Raw genomic sequence first — 19,170 nt, 5'->3', positions numbered from 1 at the left:
GCTGGCCATTAAATTTGAGGGAAGGCTGAAGCTGGACATCACTACGGAAAATTAATTAATTAGTTCCCTTCCCTTGGGGTACCCCAAGGGAAGGGAAGGACAGAGTTTAGCTAACACTCCCTCGCGTACTCTCTTTTCTCTTATTCTCTTTTCTCTTATTCTCTTTTCTCTTATTCTCTTTTCTCTACTTCTCAGTCTCCGCCAGCTCCAGATTCTTTCGTTCTTCCTCCACAATTCTATTATAGATTTCACCGCGTTTTTTAACTCGATTCGTTTTTTGCCAGTCCATAAAGGCTACTACTACAAAGAGCATAAAGTACATAATCTGGGACTTCTGCCGGATGATAATGCCCAGATTGGACATCACGAAGGTCATGGAGACAGAGATAGAAAGAAATACCACTGCGGACATCTTCACCATGGCCGGTGCTACCTTGATATAGGTGATAAAATCCTTACGAATAACCTTGCTAAACATATAGATGTAGAGCGCATTCTCAAAGGAAATCGCTATACCCAATAAATTCGGAGAATCAATAAAAAGGGGTCTAAACCAAAAAGTAAATAACTTCATAGGCATACTATAGGAACCCATATCAACTCCCGAACCAGAAGATTGCAATCTCCCCCGATTTAATGCGGATTCTTCCTCAAAGCTATCCATCAGGTTATTTGGATCATAGCCTAAATAAGTAATCAAATCTTCATATACATAGATGCTCATGGCTATGGCAAAAAACACAACTAGGTATTTTTGAAAAATCGGTACTTTTTCTCTCCCTAATACAAATCCCACTCCCATGCCTATCAAAATGGCGAAGAGAATATGGGGTCTAACCATATAAGTTAAAAAACTACCGATTGCGATATGGAGAATTCGCTTGGCAGGCCAGGATAGACCATAAACCAAAAAGCCTATCCCTGCAAAAATCACAGCCCCTTTACCCAAAGAAGCTGTCCAGAAGTGCATATTTGGGAGAAACATAAACACGGTAATGGCATCCCATCCTTCGAACTTTGGGTTGAACCGAAGGTTTTCTTTAAAAAAGAGATAAAAATAGACAAAGCCCCAGAAACCCACCCAGCAGCTCAGGAACATCATCATATCATAATTAAAACCAAACCAGTTTACAAATGGAAAAGACAACCATTTAATAAAGTTGGTGCCCGCTTCAAATGCATTAAACCACTCTACATATCGTTTAGTTTCAAGAAAATATACCCAAGAATCAGAGCGATTAAACAGTCCATAGATCCAATACACCAGTCCAAAGAACATATGATACCAGAACATTTGGTTAAGCATACCAGCCTTCACCCATTTATGCTCTCGCTGTAGATTGCTGAGTATGGGTTGGCTGATGCCGAAGAGGATGAGTATGAGGATTACAGCGCTGAGCAATTTATATTAGAGATTGGAGATTGGAGATAAAGAGATTGGGAGATAAAGAGATTGGGAGATTGGGAGATAAAGAGGTTGGAGATTGGAGATTGGAGATAAAGAGATTGGAGATTGGAGATTGGAGATTGGGAGATTGGGAGATTGGAGATTGGAGATTGGAGATTAGAGATTTCACACCTTTCGGGAGTTTTTAACATGCTCTCTTTTCAGGTAGAAAATGAAGCCATTCAACACTTTTAGGGACTCTATTATCATTACTCTGATTTTCAAATAAACATCATCGGAAATGTATTCTTCATCTCTGGCCTCAATTAAATGATCTAAAACCTCAGAAATTGATCCTCTGGAATTATAGTAGAATTTATTACTATCCAAATAATGGAATCTACCCCACCCTTCAGCAATATTTGCAGTTGCCGATCTGGCAACTCTTACAAGCTGGGATCTCAACTCATATTTTTCACTTGAAGGAAAGGTACATACAACTTCCTTTTTAATACTCTTTTTTAACTCATAGGCTAATTGCCAACATTTAAGATTTTCAAAAGTCTCGGATCGTTCCATGGTTGCAGCTAATAAAAGTGAACTTAATATCCTAAAATAATAAATCTGAATTAAATAGAGTTTGGTTTTTTAGAAAATGGGGGATTGAGAGATTGGGGGATTGGTGATTGGAGATTAGGAGATTAGGAGATTGGGTGATTGGAGATTGGGTGATTAGGAGATTGGGTGATTAGGAGATTGGGTGATTGGGTGATTAGGAGATTGGAGATTGGAGATTGGAGATTGGGTGATTGGGAGATTAGGAGATTGGAGATTATTCTCTTATTCTCACAATCTCTCCTCTCTCACTCTCTAAATCTCTCCTCTCTCACTCTCTCAAAACCATCTCATAGACTTCTTCCAATTCCTTCACCATCCTTTTCATACTAAACTGCTTTACTACTCTTTCTCTGGCGGCGGCGGCCATCTGGGAATGGAGGGTTGGGTCGCCAAGCAACTGAACACAGTAAGCAGGCAATTCCTCGTATTCATCAATTTCGGATAAAAAGCCCTGTACGCCGTGTTGTACTACCTCTCCTATGCCTCCTGCACGGGTAGCTACTACAGGCACTTCGCAGGCCATGGCTTCCAACATGGCGATGGGTAAACCCTCAAACTCAGAGGTGCTCAAGTAAATATCCATGATAGATAGGTAAGGAACCACCTGCTTCTGAACTCCTACCAAATGAAAATGGGCAGCCTTGCCTGATTCCTCAATTTGCTTCTCCAGACGAGATCGCCATTCCCCATCACCTACTAATAGAAAATGGGTTTCGGGACATTTTTGTAGGATTTTCAATGCCAGATCTATCCAAATCCATAATCGCTTCTGGTCACGGAATACGGCGACGATGCCTATTATTTTTGAAGATGGGGGGAGGTTGAGATTGGAGTTTGGGAGATTGGGAGATTGAGTGATTGGGAGATTGGAGATTGGAGATTGGAGATTGGAGATTGGAGATTGGAGATTCTCTTCTCTCCCACTCTCTTCTCTCTCACTCTCTATTCCAATTGTTGAGATTGCTTCGCTCCTTTCATCCGCTCGCAATGACGTTAAACGACGAAAAACATCTGTATTCACTCCATTCTGAATGACCTTAATCTTCATTCTTCCGCCACGCTGATAGGGATCTATCATGGAATTAAGCTGCATAGAGAGTGCAACTTCATTTGAGACGGCAATGGCTACATCCTGCTTTTTAAAAGTCATTCTATTTCCCCAATAGGACACCTTATTGTACCGTTCCCAGGTATTATGCTCAGTATAGACGATGGGGATATTCAGTTCATTTCCCACAAACCTAGACATAATCCCCGCCCAGGGTAGATGTGCATGGATAATATCTATTCCCAATTTCTTAGCAAATGCCCGAACTTTATTCACATGAAAAAACAGCCCTAAGTTACTCGAAGGAATAAAATGCACCTGAATTCCAGCTGCTTCCAGCTCATCTACTATGTTGCTTTTTTGATGGTAAAAATACAGGCAATGAAACTCAAAGCGCGCCTTATCATGAACCAGGGCAGTTTCAGGTATCAACTTCTCTGCCCCTCCACGACCGAGGGATTTGATTAAGTGGAGGATTCTGATTTTGGTGGGCAAGGGGGGGGTAGAGATTAGAGATTAGAGATTGGGAGATTGGGAGATTGGAGATTAGAGATTGGAGATTGGGAGATTGGGAGATTGGGAGATTGGAGATTGGAGATTGGAGATTGGAGATTGGAAATTGGAGATTGGAAATTGGAGATTGGAAATTGGAGATTGGAGATTGGAGATTGGAGGTTGGAGATTAGAGATTGGAGATTGGAGATTGGAACCGTCATTGCTATACGCTGATTAGGTCTCAGCTATCAATTATTTTTTGTTTGAGCGTTCGCAATGATGCTACAATAAAACTCGTCGAATTCCTTCGCAATTTGATCAATTTGATAGTCTTTTAAAACCAGTTCCCTGGCAGTAATAGTTATTTTTTCTAAGGCATCCTCCGGGAGATTCAATACTTCTTCTATTGCTTTTTGAAATGCCTCTTGATCTGCTGTTTCAACACAAAAACCAGTTTTATCGGAAATTACTACTTCTGGAATACCTCCTACTCCGTAAGCTATCACCGGCACCTTGCAGTACATCGCCTCCAAAATTACGCCTGGAAGTCCCTCGATTTTTGAGGGCATGACTAATGCTTTGGCTTTGGTAAGAATGGGGAAGATATTTGGTTTGTTAGCAATTAAATTCACTAAATCTTTTAAACCATTTTCCTCTATTTCCTGCTCTAAAGCAGCCCGTAATGATCCAGATCCTATAAAAACCAAATGTAGCTCAGGGTATTTCTTAAGTAGTTGTATATAAATCTGAAGCATTCCCCGCGGGTCTTTTTCCTCTACCAAGCCTCCGATCTGTAGTAAAAATTCTTTAGGAAGTGAGACTTCCAAATTCTCTTTTAAATCTCCGTCAATCGTATTGGTATCTATTCCTATTGGGATGGTAACAGACTTTCTTTCTGGAAAAATAAAGGTGTAATGAAAATCTATCCTCGAAGCTTTCGAGACAGATACAACCCCAGATACCTGATTGATAAGAAATTGATTGAATCTTTGATGAAACCTATTGCGAATAAAATCCCCCATCTGATTGGCGTTTCTATAGATTATGGGGGATTTCCATCCAAATAGCCTTTTGGAAAAGACTGAAAACTTCAATGTATCGGCGGCATTTGCCTGAATGATATCAGGATTAAACTCTTGTACAATTTTGGCAAAGAAACTCCAACCTTTTAAATCAAAAAACCGATTGGATATCGGTCTATTCATTTTTGTAAATTCTCCTGAAAAAGGTAATTCAGCTTCTCCTGCAAATATACTTACCAGCAACACGTCATTTCCATAGAGCCTAAGTTGCTCACTCAGTTGGGCAGCGAAAATTTCTGCTCCCCGTCTCTGAGGTTTTTGAATAAGTTGAATGATTTTCATTTTGAGTTTGAACTTATTAATTAAATTTCCATACCTGAAGGTATTCTGTCATTTTGGAAGCCAATTCCCAATCCTTTTAATAACTTTTAATAATACAGTTTCATACTTCTTCGCCCCTAGTTTGTGTCTTCCCGTGGTTTGTGTCTTCCCGTTATCTGTGTTTTCCCGTGGTTTGTGTCCTCACAGACCACTTAAAACCTTTCCTCAACCGTGGCCTGTGTCCTCACAGACCACTCAAAATCTATCTCGATAATCTGTCAAAAACTCAAACTCATCCACACCAATTTCATAAAACGCAGCAGACGACCATTTATAGTCCTCAGGACGATTGGCCAAGTTCCAATGACTTTGCAATGGATTAAGATGGAGGTAGTCAATTTTTTGTTCTGCTTTCTTTTTTGTGTCCATCAAAACTGCCAAAGGATCACGCTGCCAAATCCTTAATTTCCTATCAGGTTCATCCACCAAAAAGTTTGAAAGCAGGATTGGATCTTTCGATTTCAAATCCTTTGCTATACTATGGCTGGTGAATTTATTGAAACTGGCATGAGGCATTTCCTTACCATTGGGTTCCTTCATTTCCCAAATGACGTGAAGGTGGTTTGGCATAATGACAAAGGCGTAAATCTTAACCATCTCCCTTGAGACCAACTCTCCGAAAGAGTCGAGGATGATTTGTTTGTAAAGATCATTAGTGAAAAGTTTCTTCCAACCTTTGATTGTATCGGTCCAAAAATAGACCTGATCGTATTCCATGTTGGAATTGCGAGTGTTTGTATCGTTTAGATGCATATGAAAAAATTGGTTAAAATGATTGTTAAATGGTCTGTGAGTAAAGACCATGGGGACGGTTAAAAGTATTAAATGGTCTGTGAGGACACAGACCATGGTGGACGTTTAGTTATTAGAAGAGTCTGCGAAGATCGGGACTAAGGTAAAGAACGTTAGAATTTAATGGTCTGTGAATACATAGACGTAGGTTGATATAAATGGTCTGTGGGGACACAGACCTTGGGTGATGGACACAGACTGGGTGAAATTAGTTTTTGAATGGTCTGTGGGGATACAGACCATGGAGATAGGTAAACTTCTGATTCAATCCTACCAATGACGTTAATCATGCCGTCCCAAAGCTTTCTGATACAATTGAAAGTAACTTTCAGCGTTCATTTCTGGATCGTTCTTTTCCTTTAGTCCTACCAGGGCTTTCTGTCCCTTCTGAGAAATTAAGGATGGGTTAGTTAGGATTTCCCTAACTGTCTTTTCCAATTCTTTTTCTATAATTTTTGAAAGCACTTCTCTCTCTTCTTTATTTCTATACAAACCCTCTCCAAATTCATCTTTTGGAACTTCAATTACCCAGCCTCTTTCAATGGAATTGATCTCTGATAGGGCTCGTATATTAGTGCTGATTACAGGACAGGCCATTGATTGGTACTCCAATACTGAATAGCCATAGGTGTCTGCATATGTTGGTAGCAAGCCTACATGGGTAGATTTCAATAGGGCAAGGACTTCTGTGTTTGGAATATTTTGATAATGAGAAATTTGATCTGGATATGTTGAAATTAATTTCGTTACCCAATCCTTATCAGTTTGAGAAGCCTGAGAAGCATAATCACCGAACTTGAGATTACTTATGATTCTTACCTCAACATTAGCTCCCTCTTCAAACAATCGTTCAAATACGCGTACTATCTCTGCTCCTCCCTTTCTGAAAAAATCATTCCCTATCACGGTAAAAACCAATTTCCCTTCCAAATTCAATGCTTTTTCATCCCAGTAATCAATAGCAGGATTCTGAGAAGGGTGGATAACTGTAAGCTTTGAAGAAATTTTTTCTAAGTGTTCAGGATAATCTATGGATACTTTTCTTAGCATGATCTCCCTGGCACAGTTACTCATGGCCACAATCCCTTTGCATGACTCTGAAGCAATCGCATTCAGCCCAAACTTATCCATGCCCCAGCGAGGTAATGAAGTTTCAAAAGTGGTAATCCAAGGAGTTTTTGAAAGAGATAAGGCATTGAAAAAATGGAATATATCTACTTTCCGCTGTAAGGGTGCAAAGTGAATATTCTTCATTACTGGGTGTGCCAGCAGTTTTTTTAAAATATGAGAACGCATCATCACTCTATAGGGAGAGATCAAGTCTAAAGCCTTAAAGTAGGATACTTTCTTAGGTACAAGACCATAAAAGTTCTTTCGATGATTGTAACTTAATCCGATGGTCCCTACCCTAATTTTTTTCATCCAATTTCAATACGATTTGATCAATAATGTGATTTGCACTTTTCGCCCAAGTAAAGTTGTTGATGACAAATTCCTGCCCCTGACTTGCTATTTTACTTGCCCAATCGGGATTCTCCAAAAAACCCAATATAGAATCAAATATGCTATCCACGGTGGGTAGGGTTTTTACCAAATGAACTTCATCCTGAAACTGCTCTTGGATAAATGGTATATTAGGGCCAATAGTTGGTAATCCCGCTGCCATATAATCAAAAATCTTCAATGGACAGCAATAGGAATTGGAGTGATGATGTACCGCGATATCCATTGCAAATAGATATTCCTCTATAATAGCATAATCCACCCAACCTGTAATTATTACGCTAGAAGTAATACCTAACACCTTATTTTGCTTTTCTATAGATTCCCTATCTGGTCCATCTCCGACAATAAGTAAAACCAAATTTGGAAATTTAGTTGTTAATCTAGCAAATGTCTCAATCAGTAAATACATCTTCTTATGCATATCCAAGGTGCCCATATAGCCAATGACAATTGATTCGTCAGCTATACCTACCTTTTTACGATAATTGAACTCATTCCTTCGAGTATTGAATTTATCAGGATTTGTTCCATTATGAATCACCAAATCTCTTTTGGAATCAAATTTTTCAGCCATTATGCTATTCCTAAGTTCTTTGGTCACAAAACAATTCAAATCACAAATCCTGTAGGTTTCGCGTTCTAGTTTTTTAAAAAATGACTTTAAAGGAATCGTGGAATAGCTTTCATCAAAAGAAGAGGAATTAATCTCCGCAACCAATAACAAATCCGGAAACAGTCTTCTTAATTTCTTTAGCTGTAAGAAATTATGATCAGGCCTCATGATCAATACATCTGGCTTTTCTAACTCAATGAAGGAAATCAAATTATTCAAGAAATGTCTATTTCTTCTCAAGAACCGAGGAATCAAAAAGACCCGGAATGATTTAATCCATGTCAGCTTTTTGACTTTTGCTGATGAACTTTTGTAGGGCTGATTTGGGAAAAGGTGTATTTTATCTACGCCTGGGTGAGCGGAAGCATAAGTAAGAAACTGATTAGCGTGAACACTTCCTCCATGTTCAGAGTACCTAACTAAAGAATAATATATGATATTTAATTTATTCACTAAAAATTAAATTACTTATGTTGTAATATTTTTCTAAATATGGTTGCCACTCTTGACTTTGCGAAGGATAAGTAAGAAGAATAACCTTTTCACATCTAATATTTTCATAGATAACATTATTTTTAGACCCCTGATGATTTGTTAGAAATTCAGTCCTAAGTGAAATCCGATCTGAACAATCTTTTACTAAAAAAAATTGATTTAAAAAAAAACATAAGATTAATATATTAACTACAACTAAAACTATTTTTGATAATAATAGATTAACTATTTTAGAAAATAAAACACCAATAAAAGCCCCCAATGGAAAAGATAGTAAAGGGAACATAAACAGAGTTCTTGGATAAGCTATGCCTGGGAATTTAGCAAACAATAAAATGGAAGAAAAGGCTAAAAATGTGAATAGAAAAATTAACCTATATAGTTTTTTTATCGAACATGTGACAAATTTTCCCAAATATAAAAATATTAAGAACGAAATAAAAATAGGATATTTTGCATATGCAAACATCATGACATATAATCTTGGTAAAAACTTAATTGATTCATATAAAGATTGCGCGTCTGCTTGATTTTGTATCCTTATAAAATTTCCTGGAGCTACTGTAACGATAAGTTGTCCAAGCGCTAATCCTAAAAAAAACAAATAGTCCCTAGATAGTACATTTTTATCCTCATGTAACTTATAAAAGGTTGAAATAATTAAAAAGATACCTATCGGTATAATTACATTTTGAGAATTTATAGATAATAATATAATTATCAAAAGAAGTAACCATTTATTCTTAATATAATCATACAAATATAATTCTACAATAAACAACCCTTGTAAAAGAAAAAGAACATATATCCCTCCAGTTTGCCAAAATACAATGTGCTTTAAAAATGGAAATAATGAAAATAAAAAACAAAAACATATCGTAATTAAAAATTTTATATTCAAGTCAAAAATTAGAGAAAAAAATCTATACGAAAAAAAATAAAAGAAAATCAAATAAAAAACAAAAGAGATACTTGGAACACTATACTTATGGAATACTGCTTGTATATAGCCTGGAAAGGATAGCTGTCTCCCATCCCAATTATTATAAAAATCTAGAATAAATGAAATAATTCCCGTTTTTCGGATATTTGTAATAAATAGAAAATCATCATTGATTAGCCATCCTAATGACGCAATCCAAAATGTAACAGCAATACCTAAAAGGCTTAAAATAAATATAATATAATCAAATTTAACTTTACTCATTTTCAAGTATTGAACTTAGTACACTATCTAAAACAATTCTATTTTTACTTCTGATTAAATCAACTTCTTTCTTAAATAAACAATATTCCTTTTCAATCTCATGAATCCCCATTTTATTGATAAATGTCTTTGCGTCATCTTTATCCTTGATGTGGTCACGATAACCAGCTCCAAAATCAGTTCTGTAAAAAGTGAATCCTGTAATATAAAGTTCCGAAAAATCTGCCATCAAAAGGCTCATCAATGCCATATAGCCTATCGTAGGCCTTGACTTGCCCAATGGTTTACAAATAGTCTTATGCAATCTAGAATCCAACGTAAACACATCTTGACGTAAATTATATTTTCTATAAAAAACCAAAGAAGTTTGGTAGCCTAACTTAGAATTTCTCGGATTAATCAGGTATTTTAACCCCTGTTTCTTATACATTTCAAGATCTAAGACTCCTCCTCCTGATTCATCATTCTCAAAGAAACTATGATATAAAATATCAGTTCTGCTGCCAATATCCTTCATATGCTTTCCAGAAGCAACTATGTAAGGCGCTCTATTGACCCGAACCACAAAGTCAAATCCATCTATATATTCTCCTTTATCAGTGTTGTAAGCAGAGTCAGCCGGTCCCACCAGAGCAATTCTCTTTCCTTTTAATATGGAAAAATCAAATGCCCGAAAATGCCTTACCAAAAGGTTTAACCCCTTGATATAGCTAATTGCCTTTCTCAAGAACTATGGATTAAATTGAAAAATGAATCCACATACAAATAGTCATTTGACCTAAGATTCTCATTATTATATCCAGCAAATGCAATCTCATTGGCAAATGCAGCGTCTCTGTCATTGTACGCGTCTCCTATCATCAACACGTCCATCTTGGAGTATTGCTCCGATGCTAACAGGTTTTTTATCAATTCACCTTTCGGAGTTGGTGAACCATGGATAGAAATAAAGTATTTGGAAAGACCTAACTGCTGACAAAGGAACCTAAGCTCCTCACCATCTGACCCTGATACGACATGCATCATTTGATCTTGGTAATTTGCTTCGATATATGCCAATGAGTCTTTAATCAGTAATTCTTTGGAGAGTAAAAGTTCACGCATAATTAAGCTAAATTTTTGGCTCAATGCTACAATGTGTTCATCCGTAATAGATTCTTTGCGGATTTCTTCAAAGAAGTACCTGAACTTTATATACCTAGACCAGCCACCATTCTTTCTGTGGAAATGGATTAGCAATTCTACTTCATCTTCCGGATATTTTTCAAGCACTTTTCTAAAACCATGTTCGCGCACAGGCATGGAGTCCATTATCACTCCATCAAAATCCCAAAGAAGAACTTTATAATTTTCTAAGCTTTTCATAAATCGCTTCTGCCATAGTGAAATCATCCTCCCAGTCTATGTCCCAGGATTTGATTTTATCCATTTTATACAAGGCAGGATTAGTGCCCAGCCTGTTATTCTGCTTTATATAGGTCTCTCTTGGTGCCAGAAACACGGCGTGATTCACTTCATACAATGTGGGCAAATCCTGAGTGCGAGGCCATTTAAATTCTTTGGAATCAGAATTAAACACCCTCCCTTCTGAATTCAACAGAAAGTTTTGAAAAGCAGATACTGATAATAGGGAGTCATACCCATTTTCTAGGTCATTCCAATACTGCTCCACCACCAGATCATAATCATCACCTTGTACAAAGGGAGTAGTGACGTGACCCCAAAGTATGTGCTTACTTTGAATAATGCTTGGTACATATCGGATCAAGTCAGATAAAGCGGTAGTATCCAAACATAGATGATCAGGCCTTGGCTCCACACGAAGCTTTTGCTGAGGATCCTCTATTTCTCGAGCTATTCGGATAGCTTCCTCATCATTGGTAGAAAGAACTATTTCATCCAATCGCATACTTTGAAGTAACTGTCTGATTTTAAGCTCCAAAAGCCCGCCAGGAAAATCTGCAAATTGACGAGTACTCTTATTGATTACACGTTGACTTCCCTTGCGGACAGGAAGGAAGAAGCTTACTTTTTCATTATCCATTAATTATACTTGGGTTATTTAAGATTAAGATATTACTTCCAGTCAGGGAAACACTACATACTGCCCCATTCTCCCGCTACGCTCATGGGATAATGCGAGAAATTGGGATTTAGAAAACTTAGAGCCATACTGGAAACCGTAGCGAAATGAAACTAGCATTTTCAACAAGGTTTTAGTCAATAAAAACACATAGCCGATCCATTCTCTTCTTGAACTAAGGATAAAAAGTAGGTTACGAAGACTGTAATATTGCCTATTCAATTGATCTGTCCGACCGTAAGATTTACCTTTCCAGCGGTAATCTGGATTTGTATTTCCACGTTGATTTCTGGCTTGTAAGATCCCTGCTCCATCTATCAGTACAGAAAAACCAGCATCTTTGGCTCTCAGACAAAAGTCCAATTCTTCAAAACCAAAAAACAATTCCGGATTTGGAAGTACTCCCGCCTTTACAAGCCTAGCAGAAACAATCATTTGCTTCCCACCTGTTACATAATCCGCTTCAGTAATAGGTTTGAGCTCATTATTAGAAAACACACGAGTTCGGGCACGAGATGGAATAAACCTCCCACCTACTTTTCCTATAATTCCTGCAGTAGGATTTTGAGAGGCTATTTCTAGCAATCTTTCGAAAGTCTTTGGATCAGAAGGTGGATCATCATCATCTCCCCAATAGATCCAATCAAATCCTTCATCAGTTAATTTTTCTAACCCAATTTTGGCTGCCCCAGCTGGGCCAAGATTTTTGCCAATACGACAATAATCAATTTTACTTGGTTCTAGCAAAGCGTTCATTATGCCTTTGGAAAAACTATTATCCAGAACAAGAATCTTTATAGGAACCAAGGATTGAGATAAAATCGAAGATATTGTATCGTTAATATATATTGTTCTTTCATAGGTGATCAGAAAAGCCGAAAATCTCATCCCTTAAAAACCTGACAAATAAAACCTAATCCTAACCAAAGCTTTATATAAACTTAAGTACACCGAACCTTTAGTTAAAAAAACAAGATGATAAATATTTGGCAATATTATATTATAAAATTTACTGTTATTAAATTCAATTGAACTAGATGCAGAACCATGATGTAAAACCTTTGCTTGAGGCAGAAACACGATAGTTTTACGAAGATTATTTTTAAAATAATAGCACCATTGAATATCTTCTATATACATAAAAAAATCCTCATGCAACTTATTATCTGAAAAGTGAGATAAATCATCTTTACGAAACATAAAAAAAGCACCAATAACATAGTCAGTTGAAAACTCATGAACAGGTTGAATGCGACCAAATTCCACGTTATAATTGTAAAGCGGAAAAACCCTATATAACTTTAAAATTATAACAATCTCTTTCCATATAGTAGGAAAACATTTTGAAGAAACTTGAAATGAACCATCTGTATTTACTAGGTAAGGCCCAACAACACCTATTTTTTTATCATTTTTAATCCTATCAAAACAAATAGATATTGCATCATTTAGCAATTCAGTATCACTATTTAACAATAAAATAGTATTCCCATTCGCAAAACCAATACCAAAATTATTAGCCTTTGAAAACCCAAAGTTTTCGCTTAGATGGATAACCTTTATATTTGGAAATAATTCTTCAAATTCCATAGGGACGATTTCAGAAGAATTATTATCAACAAGTATAACTTCAAAACTGCATCTTTTAGTAAATTTAAATATAGAATTAATACAATCCTTAGTATAATCAAAAGTGTTAAAATTTACTACTATTACAGAAACATCAATCACTAATTATCAATTTAAAATCCGACAAACTCTTCGTATTAAAAATTTTGACATGCTTAAAATTACCTAATAATACTCTACGATTTAAAGAAATAATAGATTTTACAACAAAAGTATTTATTGAAGGAATAAAATTACATACTATAAGAAGTAAATAAACATTTGATATCAAAAAGCATTTTTTAAAAAAAGATAGACTTAAGACGTTGATACTATCAAAATAGAAATCTTTAAACCATTTAAATCCAAAAATACTATGAGTAGACTTTATAAGTTCATAGCAGCCCTTATTTAAGTAAAATCCTCTGGTAGGATTAGACTGGCATAGACTTGAAAAATATTTTACCAAACTTTTAAATGTTGGTAAATTCTCAATATTAGCTCGTTGAGCACCAGTATTTCTTCCCGACTTATGCCACCTCCAGCACCAATCAAACTTTTCATTTAGGTGTCCTATGGAGTTTGCAGCTAGAGCTGACTTTAAATCATAATGAACATCTTGTAAAATAGTCAAAGATTCTTCCCATAAAATATTATTATCTATTAAAAAACTCCTTTTAAACATACAGGATTGAGTAAGCCAAGCTGGATCAAGGGAAATAAAAGACTCAATTTCTGTATTTTTATAAAATACATGTGAGAACACTATTTCAGAATCACCTACATAATCAAAGAATTTAATGCCTGAAGAAACTACAAAGTCCTTGTTTGGGTTACTATGAATAAAAGCTAATCTTTCCAAAACTAGAGAACTCATCATTAAATCATCACTATCAAACCATTGAATGTATTCACCTTTAGAAACTTCTAATGCATAATTCCTGCAAACATTACCTCCTTTAGGTAAATGGGCGGGTCTTTTAAATATTTTAAATCTTGCATCTTTAGCTCCATATTTTTCCATAATGGCAAAAGAGCCATCCGTACTGCGATCATCTACTATAATACATTCCCAATTAGTATAAGTCTGAGCCAAAACGGAATTCAAGGTTTCAGCCAAATAAGGCGCTTTATTATAATTGGGGATTAGGATGGACACTAAAGAACTTTCCATTTATAGAATTTCGATTAGTTCTACCCAACTCTTTCTATAAAAGTCAGTGTTGATTTGTTTAGCAAATTTTTCTTTTGAGGATTTACCTAGAGTTTCTGCCAATTTCCTGTCTTGATAAATCTTGACAAGGTTATTTGACATTCCTTCAATATCTCCTTCATCCACTAAAAATCCATTTTGACCTTCTAGCACTACATCAGGTATTCCAGCATGTCGAGTGCTAATTATAGGAAGACCTGCCGCTAGTGCTTCTAAAATTGCAACTGGAGTTCCTTCCTTATCTCCACTCGATGCTTGCTTACTATGTTGAACAAAACAAAAGGAATTGCTCATATGCACAGCAATCTCATCTGGTGTCAACACTCCTGAAAAAGAAACATCATCAATCCCTAGACTTTTTTGCAAATCTTTACAAACAGGCAGTAAATGGCCATCACCAATAAAAACAAGGCTCAGTAAAGGACAAGTTTCCTTTGCTTTTTTAAATGCGAGCAAAGTAAGGTAGGGAGCCTTTTTCTCAACAAATCTCCCAATTGCTAAAATTTGGTTACTTGCGTAATTGGGCTGAATATTGAAAAAGCGCTTATTGGGCGCGCAAGCCAACACATAAATTTTTTCCTTAGGTGCTCCCAAATTGATCAAATCATTCTCCATTTCCTTTGAAACCACTACAATTGCTTTGGCAATTTCAAACATAACTCGGTAATCCTGCTTATATCGCTTTAAAACAGTTTTGACAGAAGCATCATATCCATGAAAATGAACAATTATTGGAGTGTTTGACGCTTTAGCCAAGGGAGCTAACTCTGCTCCAGCAGTACCATAGTTCACAAGGAGTAGATCAAACCTTTCTTTTTTTAAATATTTTAGAAAATAATGTTGCTTTAGGGATCTTTTGATCAATCCTAGTTTTACCAAAGCGGAATCAAATAAGGGAGCCTTCTTATAGTTATTCAGCAATTTATCATTGGATTCATTCGGTATAAATCCTCCATAGCAATGATGGATTTGGCCCGGTAACACTTCAATTAAGTTTGTGATAAAAGTTTCAGAGTATGCACTTTGCTCTGTACTGGTAATACAAATTCTCATTTCTTCCATGCGATTGCTCCAAGGCTGGTAATAAGACTTTGATCGCTTGAGTAATTTAAAACTCTATCTTTTCTTATGAGATATTTTATGATAGGTCTTAAAAAATAGAATAAGAATTTCTGTTTTGATTTACCTATTCTACTCCTTTTCAGCCAAAGCGTTAAAACTTGGGCTAATGAGGCATTCCACCCACCAAGACTAATGACTTCAATATCTACGAAACCTGCTTTTGCTAACAGATATCTTAATCCAAATGGGGTATAACGATAAAAGTCATGTGGTGATTCGTGTGTTGGCCAAATAAAAGGAACAGTCAATAACAGCGGGGAATCCACCTTAAGTATTCTATAAATTTCTAATAAGGTAATTGATGGGTCAGGACAATGCTCTAGAACCTCTGTAGCCAATGCAGAATCATAGGATAAGTCAGGAAAAGGAAACGTAATTCCATCCCAAAAAAAATCAGGCTCTACTCCTAACTTATATTCTGTTCCTCCAATCAGATCCACTCCAACATAAGATCCAATAGTAGAATTTTGCATGATCATATCTTGATATGGTTTTTCTCCACACCCAACATCTATAAAATCACCTTTAAAATATTTGAGCTTTGATTTTATATACCGTAAAATCGAACTTTTAATATAAAAGCGGTCAATATTTTGGAATGTTATTTGATCTGGATTAAAATCGATCATATTTTCTCTAATACAACAAATATATTTCGCCCTTGAAGTAATTTATTCCTGCATAAATTAGACCAGTAAAGCTTTAACCTACCAGGAAGTATCCTATAAAAAAACTTCACAAAAGCAATTTTTTGATCTAAAATAAGTAGTTGGCTTAACTTCTTTAAATTAATCATATACTCAAATTCTGAATGAGAAAGTTTTTCTGTTTGACGATCAATTACTCTAAAGCCAAATTCCTTTCCAACTAATTTTACAGATTTGATATCCCATAGTCCCATATGATGAGGAGGAAGATTCAAAGTATGATATTTATCAAATACAAATAGATGAGGATTAGAATTAGGGACAGAAAATATTATCCTACCATTAGATTCTAATAACTCATAAGCCTTTTCAAAAAAATCGGAAATCTTATACATATGTTCCAAAACCTGAAATAATGCTATTACATTAAACTTCTTCCCAGAAGTGTGAAAGGAAAAGAAATCCTGGTTAATAATTCTCAAATTCTTCTTGTTCCCAGCTTCAACTTCATTTTTATTCAATTCTAAACCAACAGCATTTACTCCTTTATCAAATAGCTGCTTCAAAAAATAAGAATTCCCAGAGCCTACTTCTAGCCATTTTGATTTTGCTCCAGAATACTTAAGTGCTAAATTATGCTCCCACCTAGAATGATAATATTGCGTCTTATTAATACTTATCCCTTCATAAAAACTATCATCTCCTATAATAACATAAGGATAATAAAAGCGATATTTAGTTACAGTACACTCATATATAAAAACACTCTCTAATTCAGTAAAGTACTTTGAAACATCCTGATTAAATTCCTCATTATACTTTCTTATTAAAGTAGTGCATGGAATAGAATCAACTAATTCTACATCATATTCACTATTTATTGGATTTTCTATTTTATAAACCATTCTCCTTCAGTTACATATTTAGCAGCACCTAGTTGCCAATAATAGTCTCTTAATACTCCCATTACCTCAACTTTAAAATTACAAACATTTGAAACTGTGTCAATTTTAACCTTTGTAAAATTATCGGCATAATGGATTTTTAATGAATACGAACCTGGATACAATTTCAAATTATTGATTTTAGAAATTATTGTTAATTGCGTGTCTGAAAAAACAAGGTTTCTTTCTGAAGCAATAAATAATTCATGAATTATGGCATTCTCATATTCATCAAATATTTGATATGAAATCGCAGGATTCTTCACACTATTTTGTAAGTCGACAGTAATTTCAACATACAAATCTTCTCCAAACTTCTGAACTTTATTAGGTTCAGAAGTTTGGAGAATTACTTTGCAAATACCTTTACCATCTTCACCAAAATAATTTGAATCACCTATTCGACCAGATTTAAGATAGGTGGCAATTCCATCCTCAGTATCTCCTAGATATAAAGATTCCCCATTTTCCAGCACCAGTGATTTATTTGTTAAAGTTGATACAGCTTGCAAGTTATGGCTTACAAAGAGCACAGTTCGCCCATTGCCAGCAACATCCTCCATTTTCCCAAGACATTTTTTTTGGAATTCATAATCCCCCACTGCTAGTACTTCATCTATAATCAATATCTCAGGTTCTAAATGTGCTGCTACTGAAAAACCAAGACGTACTTTCATACCAGAGGAATAGAACTTGACCGCAGTATCAATAAACTTTTCTACCCCAGAAAAATCTATGATCACATCCAACTTGGAATCAATTTCTCTTCGTGTCATCCCTAGAATCGTTCCATTCATATAGATGTTTTCTCTACCTGAGAGCTCTGGATGAAAGCCTGTTCCAACTTCTAAAAGCGAAGCCACTCGACCATGGATTTCTATTTTGCCAGAAGTAGGCTCAGTGATTTGTGAGAGGATCTTTAGCAAAGTAGATTTTCCTGCTCCATTTTTCCCTATAATTCCTAATACCTCTCCTTCCTTGACTTCAAAGTTGATATCCTTGAGTGCCCAGAAAACAGAATCGTCTTCTTGGCCAAATTTATTGAGAGCTTGGAGACGCTTCAAGTTTTTCCAAGGGGATTTTATTAGGTTGCCAATTTGGCCAGCAAAGGTCTCGGCTTGCTTTTCTCTTAGACCTAGACGATAGCGTTTAGACAGGTTCTCCACCTTTATGACTGTACTAGACATTATTCCTTAAGAGATCCAAGTGTATAATTTATCAATTTTCTAATTATCAAAAGCTTATTAATAATTCCAATACGCTCATTTTTTGCCCAATCCCAAGTGACTTTCCATTGCTTCAGGCGGGAAGTATTTGTTGTGCCTTTCCAGATTCTATTCCCATCATGTCTCCGTACTTTGGATACAGGATCAGCTAAGTTCCCTGGAATTAATTTGCCATAGTATGCCAATTTAATCCAAAGATCAGAATCCTCATGGAGATCAAGTGAGTTAATAAATAATCCAGATTTGATTAATAATTCCTTTTTTACAATCAATCCATTGGTATGAAAATGTCCATAAGTACCTCTAATCAAATAATGAGATAGATCTTTTGGATTAATATTAGACTTATTAATTGTATAGAGCTGCTTGTATCCATTGAAATACTGAATGGCCTCATAAATACCATCAAATTGAATACATTCTCCCTTAAATTTCATAAAAAAATCAAACCTATTAGAAAGAAAATAATCATCGGCATCTAAAAATGCGATATACGGAAAATTAGCTTTTAGTATTCCAACATTTCTTGATGCAGCGGCTCCGAGATTTTTACGTTTCTCATGGATGAACAAAACCACATTCCTATGAATATTTTCAAGTTCTAAGCACTTGGTATAGGAGTCGTCGGAGCTCCCATCCTCTATCAAGATTACCTCCCCAACTTCCGGTAAATGAATTGCGGATAACACAGCAGATTCAACAAAATCAACAGCTTGGTACACCGGTATAATTACAGAAACTAATGGAAAGTCTTGCATTACAA

21 protein-coding genes are annotated in these 19,170 nt (G+C 35.8%); 2 read left to right on the top strand and 19 right to left on the bottom strand.

Annotated elements, in window-relative coordinates; all coding sequences use genetic code 11:
• Positions 1 to 184: 184 nt before the first annotated feature.
• On the bottom strand, positions 185 to 1,402 hold the full coding sequence (locus tag U3A58_RS18790) for a hypothetical protein (RefSeq protein ID WP_323825940.1): 1,218 nt from the start codon (positions 1,400 to 1,402) through the stop codon (positions 185 to 187).
• Positions 1,403 to 1,422: 20 nt separating this feature from the next.
• On the opposite strand from U3A58_RS18790, the gene U3A58_RS18785 reads away from it, so the two are divergent.
• Entirely contained in the window at positions 1,423 to 1,596 is a 174-nt protein-coding gene (locus U3A58_RS18785) for a hypothetical protein (protein WP_323825939.1), read from the top strand.
• On the opposite strand, the gene U3A58_RS18780 is transcribed toward U3A58_RS18785, so the two are convergent.
• A complete protein-coding gene (locus U3A58_RS18780; RefSeq protein ID WP_323825938.1) occupies positions 1,574 to 1,966 on the bottom strand; it encodes a four helix bundle protein in 393 nt (130 codons plus the stop codon). The two genes, U3A58_RS18785 and U3A58_RS18780, sit on opposite strands and share 23 nt — an antisense overlap.
• A gap of 307 nt (positions 1,967 to 2,273) precedes the next feature.
• The gene (locus tag U3A58_RS18775) at positions 2,274 to 3,548 is read right to left on the bottom strand and encodes a glycosyltransferase (RefSeq protein WP_323825937.1); all 1,275 of its coding nucleotides are present in this window, start codon (positions 3,546 to 3,548) and stop codon (positions 2,274 to 2,276) included.
• A 36-nt stretch (positions 3,549 to 3,584) separates the two neighbouring features.
• On the opposite strand from U3A58_RS18775, the gene U3A58_RS18770 reads away from it, so the two are divergent.
• Positions 3,585 to 3,782: a hypothetical protein gene (locus tag U3A58_RS18770; RefSeq protein ID WP_323825936.1), complete on the top strand. Its 198-nt coding sequence runs from the start codon at positions 3,585 to 3,587 to the stop codon at positions 3,780 to 3,782.
• 14 nt (positions 3,783 to 3,796) lie between these two features.
• Here the strand turns inward: U3A58_RS18770 and U3A58_RS18765 are convergent, their stop codons facing one another.
• The 16 genes from U3A58_RS18765 to U3A58_RS18690 all read right to left on the bottom strand — a co-directional run bounded on the left by U3A58_RS18765 (position 3,797) and on the right by U3A58_RS18690 (position 19,165).
• Positions 3,797 to 4,912 (bottom strand): glycosyltransferase family 4 protein, encoded by a 1,116-nt coding sequence (locus tag U3A58_RS18765; RefSeq protein ID WP_323825935.1) that lies wholly within the window; start codon positions 4,910 to 4,912, stop codon positions 3,797 to 3,799.
• A 234-nt stretch (positions 4,913 to 5,146) separates the two neighbouring features.
• Positions 5,147 to 5,704: a transposase gene (locus tag U3A58_RS18760; protein ID WP_323825934.1), complete on the bottom strand. Its 558-nt coding sequence runs from the start codon at positions 5,702 to 5,704 to the stop codon at positions 5,147 to 5,149.
• A gap of 321 nt (positions 5,705 to 6,025) precedes the next feature.
• Positions 6,026 to 7,165 carry a glycosyltransferase family 4 protein gene (locus U3A58_RS18755; protein ID WP_323825933.1) on the bottom strand — a complete coding sequence of 380 codons (1,140 nt, stop codon included), beginning with the start codon at positions 7,163 to 7,165 and terminating at the stop codon, positions 6,026 to 6,028.
• Positions 7,152 to 8,315, bottom strand: coding sequence for a glycosyltransferase family 4 protein (locus U3A58_RS18750; protein WP_323825932.1), 1,164 nt, complete (start codon positions 8,313 to 8,315; stop codon positions 7,152 to 7,154). The genes U3A58_RS18755 and U3A58_RS18750 overlap by 14 nt, the downstream gene beginning before the upstream one ends.
• The gene (locus U3A58_RS18745) at positions 8,308 to 9,564 is read right to left on the bottom strand and encodes a DUF6056 family protein (RefSeq protein ID WP_323825931.1); all 1,257 of its coding nucleotides are present in this window, start codon (positions 9,562 to 9,564) and stop codon (positions 8,308 to 8,310) included. Before U3A58_RS18745 ends, U3A58_RS18750 begins: the two co-directional genes overlap by 8 nt.
• Positions 9,557 to 10,291, bottom strand: a complete 735-nt coding sequence (locus U3A58_RS18740) for a glycosyltransferase family 29 protein (protein WP_323825930.1) — start codon at positions 10,289 to 10,291, stop codon at positions 9,557 to 9,559. Before U3A58_RS18740 ends, U3A58_RS18745 begins: the two co-directional genes overlap by 8 nt.
• Positions 10,288 to 10,929, bottom strand: a complete 642-nt coding sequence (locus U3A58_RS18735) for an HAD family hydrolase (protein ID WP_323825929.1) — start codon at positions 10,927 to 10,929, stop codon at positions 10,288 to 10,290. Before U3A58_RS18735 ends, U3A58_RS18740 begins: the two co-directional genes overlap by 4 nt.
• Positions 10,907 to 11,608 (bottom strand): acylneuraminate cytidylyltransferase family protein, encoded by a 702-nt coding sequence (locus U3A58_RS18730; RefSeq protein WP_323825928.1) that lies wholly within the window; start codon positions 11,606 to 11,608, stop codon positions 10,907 to 10,909. The genes U3A58_RS18735 and U3A58_RS18730 overlap by 23 nt, the downstream gene beginning before the upstream one ends.
• Positions 11,609 to 11,650: 42 nt before the next feature.
• Positions 11,651 to 12,535: a glycosyltransferase gene (locus U3A58_RS18725; protein ID WP_323825927.1), complete on the bottom strand. Its 885-nt coding sequence runs from the start codon at positions 12,533 to 12,535 to the stop codon at positions 11,651 to 11,653.
• 3 nt (positions 12,536 to 12,538) lie between these two features.
• A complete protein-coding gene (locus tag U3A58_RS18720) occupies positions 12,539 to 13,378 on the bottom strand; it encodes a glycosyltransferase family 2 protein (RefSeq protein WP_323825926.1) in 840 nt (279 codons plus the stop codon).
• Entirely contained in the window at positions 13,371 to 14,429 is a 1,059-nt protein-coding gene (locus U3A58_RS18715) for a glycosyltransferase family 2 protein (RefSeq protein WP_323825925.1), read from the bottom strand. The genes U3A58_RS18720 and U3A58_RS18715 overlap by 8 nt, the downstream gene beginning before the upstream one ends.
• Positions 14,430 to 15,530 carry a glycosyltransferase gene (locus U3A58_RS18710; protein WP_323825924.1) on the bottom strand — a complete coding sequence of 367 codons (1,101 nt, stop codon included), beginning with the start codon at positions 15,528 to 15,530 and terminating at the stop codon, positions 14,430 to 14,432.
• Positions 15,518 to 16,219: a methyltransferase domain-containing protein gene (locus tag U3A58_RS18705; protein WP_323825923.1), complete on the bottom strand. Its 702-nt coding sequence runs from the start codon at positions 16,217 to 16,219 to the stop codon at positions 15,518 to 15,520. The genes U3A58_RS18710 and U3A58_RS18705 overlap by 13 nt, the downstream gene beginning before the upstream one ends.
• Positions 16,216 to 17,142, bottom strand: coding sequence for a class I SAM-dependent methyltransferase (locus U3A58_RS18700; protein ID WP_323825922.1), 927 nt, complete (start codon positions 17,140 to 17,142; stop codon positions 16,216 to 16,218). The genes U3A58_RS18705 and U3A58_RS18700 overlap by 4 nt, the downstream gene beginning before the upstream one ends.
• A complete protein-coding gene (locus U3A58_RS18695; RefSeq protein WP_323825921.1) occupies positions 17,127 to 18,368 on the bottom strand; it encodes an ABC transporter ATP-binding protein in 1,242 nt (413 codons plus the stop codon). The genes U3A58_RS18700 and U3A58_RS18695 overlap by 16 nt, the downstream gene beginning before the upstream one ends.
• On the bottom strand, positions 18,368 to 19,165 hold the full coding sequence (locus tag U3A58_RS18690; protein WP_323825920.1) for a glycosyltransferase family 2 protein: 798 nt from the start codon (positions 19,163 to 19,165) through the stop codon (positions 18,368 to 18,370). Before U3A58_RS18690 ends, U3A58_RS18695 begins: the two co-directional genes overlap by 1 nt.
• Between the last annotated feature and the right edge of the window lie 5 nt (positions 19,166 to 19,170).

Source organism: Algoriphagus persicinus, from assembly GCF_035156415.1.
Taxonomy (GTDB): Bacteria; Bacteroidota; Bacteroidia; order Cytophagales; family Cyclobacteriaceae; genus Algoriphagus; species Algoriphagus persicinus.
This window is presented reverse-complemented; position numbering and strand designations above follow the sequence as displayed.

Coding starts and splice junctions, on each gene's coding strand:
- U3A58_RS18745 (WP_323825931.1), bottom strand. CDS start 9,564: ATGAGTAAAGTTAAATTTGATTATATTATATTTATTTTAAGCCTTTTA.
- U3A58_RS18765 (WP_323825935.1), bottom strand. CDS start 4,912: ATGAAAATCATTCAACTTATTCAAAAACCTCAGAGACGGGGAGCAGAA.
- U3A58_RS18735 (WP_323825929.1), bottom strand. CDS start 10,929: ATGAAAAGCTTAGAAAATTATAAAGTTCTTCTTTGGGATTTTGATGGA.
- U3A58_RS18760 (WP_323825934.1), bottom strand. CDS start 5,704: ATGCATCTAAACGATACAAACACTCGCAATTCCAACATGGAATACGAT.
- U3A58_RS18730 (WP_323825928.1), bottom strand. CDS start 11,608: ATGGATAATGAAAAAGTAAGCTTCTTCCTTCCTGTCCGCAAGGGAAGT.
- U3A58_RS18780 (WP_323825938.1), bottom strand. CDS start 1,966: ATGGAACGATCCGAGACTTTTGAAAATCTTAAATGTTGGCAATTAGCC.
- U3A58_RS18705 (WP_323825923.1), bottom strand. CDS start 16,219: ATGATCGATTTTAATCCAGATCAAATAACATTCCAAAATATTGACCGC.
- U3A58_RS18725 (WP_323825927.1), bottom strand. CDS start 12,535: ATGAGATTTTCGGCTTTTCTGATCACCTATGAAAGAACAATATATATT.
- U3A58_RS18710 (WP_323825924.1), bottom strand. CDS start 15,530: ATGGAAGAAATGAGAATTTGTATTACCAGTACAGAGCAAAGTGCATAC.
- U3A58_RS18715 (WP_323825925.1), bottom strand. CDS start 14,429: ATGGAAAGTTCTTTAGTGTCCATCCTAATCCCCAATTATAATAAAGCG.
- U3A58_RS18690 (WP_323825920.1), bottom strand. CDS start 19,165: ATGCAAGACTTTCCATTAGTTTCTGTAATTATACCGGTGTACCAAGCT.
- U3A58_RS18700 (WP_323825922.1), bottom strand. CDS start 17,142: ATGGTTTATAAAATAGAAAATCCAATAAATAGTGAATATGATGTAGAA.
- U3A58_RS18755 (WP_323825933.1), bottom strand. CDS start 7,165: ATGAAAAAAATTAGGGTAGGGACCATCGGATTAAGTTACAATCATCGA.
- U3A58_RS18695 (WP_323825921.1), bottom strand. CDS start 18,368: ATGTCTAGTACAGTCATAAAGGTGGAGAACCTGTCTAAACGCTATCGT.